Origin of the sequence: Mycobacterium sp., assembly GCF_050701675.1 — a bacterium.
In the GTDB taxonomy this organism is placed as follows: domain Bacteria; phylum Actinomycetota; class Actinomycetes; order Mycobacteriales; family Mycobacteriaceae; genus Mycobacterium.
Genome location: NZ_JBOGDD010000669.1, coordinates 1 through 4,647, shown reverse-complemented (window position 1 = coordinate 4,647; position 4,647 = coordinate 1). Strand labels below are relative to the sequence as shown.

Here is a 4,647-nt window from a genome sequence, read left to right as displayed (position 1 = left end):
TAGAAGTGGTGCAGGTACCACTCGCTGGTCCTGGGGTCGAGTTCCCAGATGCTGTCCTCCTGATCGGGGAACACGACGTCCTTGGGGCTTGACTTGGGCTCCGTCGCGCTCCACACGTAGTAGTCGCGGTACGGATCGTCTGTGCTGCGGCGAGCGGACTTGAACCAGGGGTGCGCGTCGGAGGTGTGATTCATGACGAAGTCGACGATGATCCGGATGCCGTTCGAGCGGGCCGTCCGGACGAGCTCGACGAAGTCACCGACCGTCCCGAGGCGGGGATCGACACCGAAGAAGTCCGTGATGTCGTAGCCGTCGTCCTTGCGTGCGGTGGGGTAGAAGGGCATGAGCCACAAGCACGTCACGCCGAGGTCGGTGAGGTACTCGATGCGGTCTGTCATGCCGCGGATGTCACCCGTGCCGTCGCCGTTCGAGTCGTAGAAGGTTTCGATGTCGGCGCAGTAGAAGACCGCGTTCTTCCACCAGAGGTCGCTCGTGTCCGCACGCCTCATGCGGTCACCGCCTGAGGAATCCGCTCGAGCGAACAGTGGACTTCGATGACCGTCATGTCCTGCGCATACCCGTTATGGGCCCGATTCCTCGGAGCGGTTAACCACGGATCTTCTAACCCTGGTTGGCGGCCGTGATGTCAGGTCGAATGGGTGCATACCGCCCGCTTGCCGCATCCCCCCGAGGGCGAGCCGATCAGAGAGGACACGTCAGCATGAGCGTGAAGGACGTCGACGTACCGAACCTGTCGGAAGGCTGGCCGTCGTAACCGGCGCCAGCGACGGACTCGGACTGCGCCTGGCCCACGGCCTGGCTCGGGCCGGGGCGGAGCTGATCTTGCCGGTCCGAAACGAACGGAAGGGCGCGGAGGCGGTCGCGGAGATCACGCCGCAACGCCCGGCACGCCGAGCCACAGCTCAGATACCGATGCCTAGGTGCGTGCGAAGATCCGGGTGATGAGGGCAATCAACCTGCGGGATCTGCGCGGTTCCCAGACGAAGCGGTCGTCGTACCGCCAGGCGTAGGTCAAGTTGCCGTTCTCGATGAAGTCACGCAGGCGCGGCTCACCGAGGTCAGCGGCGGCGAACTCGTACAGCGAGTGGGCTCGCGGCAGCAGGATGCCGTAGTCGATGAGTCGCCCGGCGAAGTTCTCGGCATCGAGAATCTCAGTGATCGACTGTCCTGCAATCGGATAGGTATCGGGCAGGATGTTGCGCAAGGAAAGGTAGATGTCGACGCTGCGTGAGCGCGGGTCGGCGAGGAGGCGCGCAAGGGGCCAGAAGAAAGGCCCCAAGGTCGACCGAGGGTCCATCAGAATGCCGTGGATGAACAGCACCCGGCCGAGGGTGACGTCCATGAAGAACTTCTCGACGGGAATTTCGGCCTCGCTCAGATCGCGGTACTCGACGTAGGCGGACACAACGCTGGTGTTGTGCGCCCGATACCAGGACTGCGGTGTCGGGTGACTGAGAAACTCCATCCAGCGGGTCACCGCCGGCCGGCTGGCCGGTCCGGGCGCGCCCGCGGCGAGAAGGTGCGCCTCCCATGAGTCACATAGCAAGCGCGCGTTGATCGCTCGCCACCAACGGCTGCCGGGTTGCGGCCCAGTGATCGGGTTGAGGGCTCCCCGGCGCATCTGCCATTGCATGAAGGACAGCTCGGCGCGCCGGTATCTTCGGACGGAGGCATGGTGGGGTCCGTCTTCGTAGAACGCGGAGGCCAGGTCGAGTCGTCGAGCGGGATCGTCGACAACGTCCTCGACCATCCGAAGGGCTTGGTCAGCGGCCGAATCCGTCACGGTCTCGCATGACGCACCGGGCTCAGGAATCCCCGCCGGTCAGTTTCCTCTCCCATCCCGCGACAGTACGGGAACCACGTCCCACCCGGGTGGCCGGCGGAACTGCTGGGCTGTGTGAATGTCGAATAACGTTGTGCGCGAGCTGTATCCGACTCTCGAGCGTGGCGTCATCCTCGCGCGATATCGGCGGAACCACTCGTGCTTCGGCCGCGTCGGTGTCTGCAGTCTGTCGACGAACCCCGCTAGCTCACGACGCGCCGCGCCCTGACATCGGGAAGGTGAGGCACTGTCTTCTCGTCGGCCCGCGCGGCAAGCCAGCCTTCGTAGTCCCAGCCCTTTGCCTGCTCGCTGGATCGTGCCACTGCTTCAATGCGCCGGAACCGCTCGACGTAATCGCGCAGAGCGAGGTTCACGGCCTCCTTCTTGGTGCGCACTCCCGCGATCCGCATCACCTCAGCCAGCGCTTCGTTGTCGAGGTCGATCTGTGTCACCGCTGCGTCAGTCTCCCCATTTTGGTGATGTATGGCCCAGCATCAATCGCCAACATCGTGTGGAGTGCCTTCCACGGCGAGTGCGCTAGTGAACCGACATTCCCGATGACGGGACGGGAACGGTAGGGACAGCCCTACCCTGAAGACGCAGGCGCACCGGATGGGAGCGACTCCGACACATGCCTAGCGTCGAGAGCATGAGCACCGCCAGCACGTCGGCCAACCCTGCGCAGCCCGAGCGAGTCGGCTTCCTCCGTCAGCTCGGAGTCGACACCGGCTACGTCCTCCTCGGGTTCCCGCTCGCGATCGTGAGTTTCAGCGTCGCCGTGGCCGGATTCTCGGCGGGGCTCGGCACGCTGGTCGTCGTCGTCGGCCTGCCTATCCTCGCCGGGACGCTGTTGGTCGCGCGCTTCTTCGCCGACGTCGAGCGGTTGCGCATACCTGCCGTGCTCCGTCGACCACGGACCCGGCCGACCTACCGGGCGGCCAAACCAGGTGCCGGAGTGTGGAGGCGGATCATCACCCCGCTCACCCAGGTCCAGTCCTGGCTCGATCTCGCCCACGCCATCGTGCACTTTCCGATCGCGGTTGCCACCTTCTGCATCGTCGTCAGCTGGTGGGCGTCGGCGATCGGCGGCACGCTGACCATCGCTTGGGACTGGAGCATCCCGCGCGGTCCGGACAACCATTCGCTCGCCCAGCTGATCGGGCTCGGCGACAGCACCTTCGCCCGGGTCGGCCTCCAGACCGCCATCGGCGTGGTCTGCCTGATCAGCCTCCCGGTCGTGGTGCGAGGCTGCGCGCTCATCTCGGCCGGCTTCAGCCGTCTCCTGCTGACCGGTGTCGCTGAGATGCGCCAAACGATCATCGTGCTGACAGAGCAGAAGGCGGCCGCGGCCTCCGCCGAGGCGACCGCGTTGCGCCGGCTGGAACGAGACATCCACGACGGCCCACAACAGCGACTCATCCGCCTCGGGATGGACTTGAGTCGCGCCCGCCAACACCTGGAGAGCGATCCGGACGCGCTCCGAGGGGCCCTCGACGAGGCGATCAGCCAGACTCAGGAGACCCTGGACGAGCTGCGGGCGCTCTCCCGCGGCATTGCGCCGCCGGTGCTCACCGACCGTGGCCTACCCAGTGCGCTTGCCTCACTTGCGGTTCGGTGCACCGTCCCGGTCGAGCTCACCGTCGACCCCGAGCTTGGTGCGCCAGCCGGGCGGCTCGACGCGGCAGTGGAGACCGCCGTGTACTTCGCGGTCGCCGAGGCGCTGACCAACGTCGCCAAACACAGCGGCGCGACGACGTGCTGGGTCACCGTGGCGAACGGGTCCGGTTGGGTCCGCGCCGAGATCGTCGACGACGGAGACGGCGGCGCGCATGCGGCCAAGGGCCATGGTCTGTCCGGCCTCGTCGATCGTGTGCGGGCGACCGGTGGCACGCTGACGGTGATCAGTCCGCCCGGCGGGCCGACGACGATCGGGGTGGAGCTGCCGTGCTGAGAGTTGTGGTGGCCGACGACTCAGTCCTGCTGCGGGAGGGCCTCGTCCGGCTGCTGACCGAGAGCGGTCACGACGTCGTCGCCGCAGTGGGTGACGGCCCATCGCTGGTGCAGGCCATCGCGGAACACCGGCCAGACATCTCGGTGGTGGACGTCCGGATGCCGCCGTCGCACACCGATGAGGGACTGCGTGCCGCCGTCGAGGCCCGCCTGTTGGTGCCCGGCGCGCCCGTGCTGGTTCTGTCGCAGTACGTCGAGGTCTCGTATGCCGACGACCTGCTCGCGGACGGGGCCGGCGCCGTCGGCTATCTGCTCAAGGACCGGGTCACCGCGATCGCCGATTTCCTCGACTCGCTGGCCCGGGTGGCGTCTGGCGGTACGGTGCTCGACCGGGAGGTGGTCGCCCAGCTACTGGTGCGGCGCCGACGTGACGACCCGCTGCGGGACATGACAGAGCGTGAGCGGGAGGTACTCGCGTTGATGGCCGAGGGCCACTCCAACACCAAGATCGCCCGCACCCTGATGGTGAGCGACGGCACGGTCGAGAAGCACATCACCAACATCTTCGCCAAGCTGACGCTGCCGCCCGATGACGAACAGCATCGTCGGGTTCTCGCCGTGCTGGCCTATCTGCGGGGTTAGCGACCTTTGGTCGCCAGTGGTCCGTCTGCGTTTTGATCTGGTGCAGGGTTGGTTGCCGAGTGCACGCTTGTTCGCGGCACGCCTCGCGATTTGCGTACAACATGCGTGCGGTCGGCGTTGAGTTCGCGGCGAGAGGCGCGGAGATTAAATCGCGCATTGCGGAAACCATTCTCGCACCGCAAGAACGCACCTAGCGTGGCTCTCGTTCGCAC

At 66.3% G+C, this 4,647-nt stretch carries 5 protein-coding genes and 1 pseudogene; 3 read left to right on the top strand and 3 right to left on the bottom strand.

The features are described from left to right. The coding region (locus ACRDUX_RS20555; RefSeq protein WP_526415946.1) for an alpha-amylase family glycosyl hydrolase at window positions 1-509 on the bottom strand (509 nt) is incomplete at its 3' end. A gap of 118 nt (window positions 510-627) precedes the next feature. On the opposite strand from ACRDUX_RS20555, the gene ACRDUX_RS20550 reads away from it, so the two are divergent. Continuing rightward, complete coding sequence (locus tag ACRDUX_RS20550; protein ID WP_526415949.1) at window positions 628-963, top strand: SDR family NAD(P)-dependent oxidoreductase; 336 nt, start codon at window positions 628-630, stop codon at window positions 961-963. On the opposite strand, the gene ACRDUX_RS20545 is transcribed toward ACRDUX_RS20550, so the two are convergent. Next, window positions 938-1,771, bottom strand: coding sequence for a hypothetical protein (locus ACRDUX_RS20545; protein ID WP_526415944.1), 834 nt, complete (start codon window positions 1,769-1,771; stop codon window positions 938-940). The two genes, ACRDUX_RS20550 and ACRDUX_RS20545, sit on opposite strands and share 26 nt — an antisense overlap. A 377-nt stretch (window positions 1,772-2,148) precedes the next feature. After that, a pseudogene (locus tag ACRDUX_RS20540) lies at window positions 2,149-2,328 on the bottom strand (type II toxin-antitoxin system VapB family antitoxin); the annotation flags it as partial. A gap of 164 nt (window positions 2,329-2,492) precedes the next feature. Here ACRDUX_RS20540 and ACRDUX_RS20535 point away from each other — a divergent pair. Then, a complete protein-coding gene (locus tag ACRDUX_RS20535) occupies window positions 2,493-3,794 on the top strand; it encodes a sensor histidine kinase (RefSeq protein ID WP_526415942.1) in 1,302 nt (433 codons plus the stop codon). Next, window positions 3,791-4,435 carry a response regulator gene (locus ACRDUX_RS20530; protein ID WP_526415948.1) on the top strand — a complete coding sequence of 215 codons (645 nt, stop codon included), beginning with the start codon at window positions 3,791-3,793 and terminating at the stop codon, window positions 4,433-4,435. Before ACRDUX_RS20535 ends, ACRDUX_RS20530 begins: the two co-directional genes overlap by 4 nt. Window positions 4,436-4,647 lie beyond the last annotated feature (212 nt).

What these genes read in the sequence shown, in the direction of transcription:
- ACRDUX_RS20535 (WP_526415942.1), top strand. Translation starts at nt 2,493, where the DNA reads ATGAGCACCGCCAGCACGTCGGCCAACCCTGCGCAGCCCGAGCGAGTC.
- ACRDUX_RS20545 (WP_526415944.1), bottom strand. Translation starts at nt 1,771, where the DNA reads ATGGTCGAGGACGTTGTCGACGATCCCGCTCGACGACTCGACCTGGCC.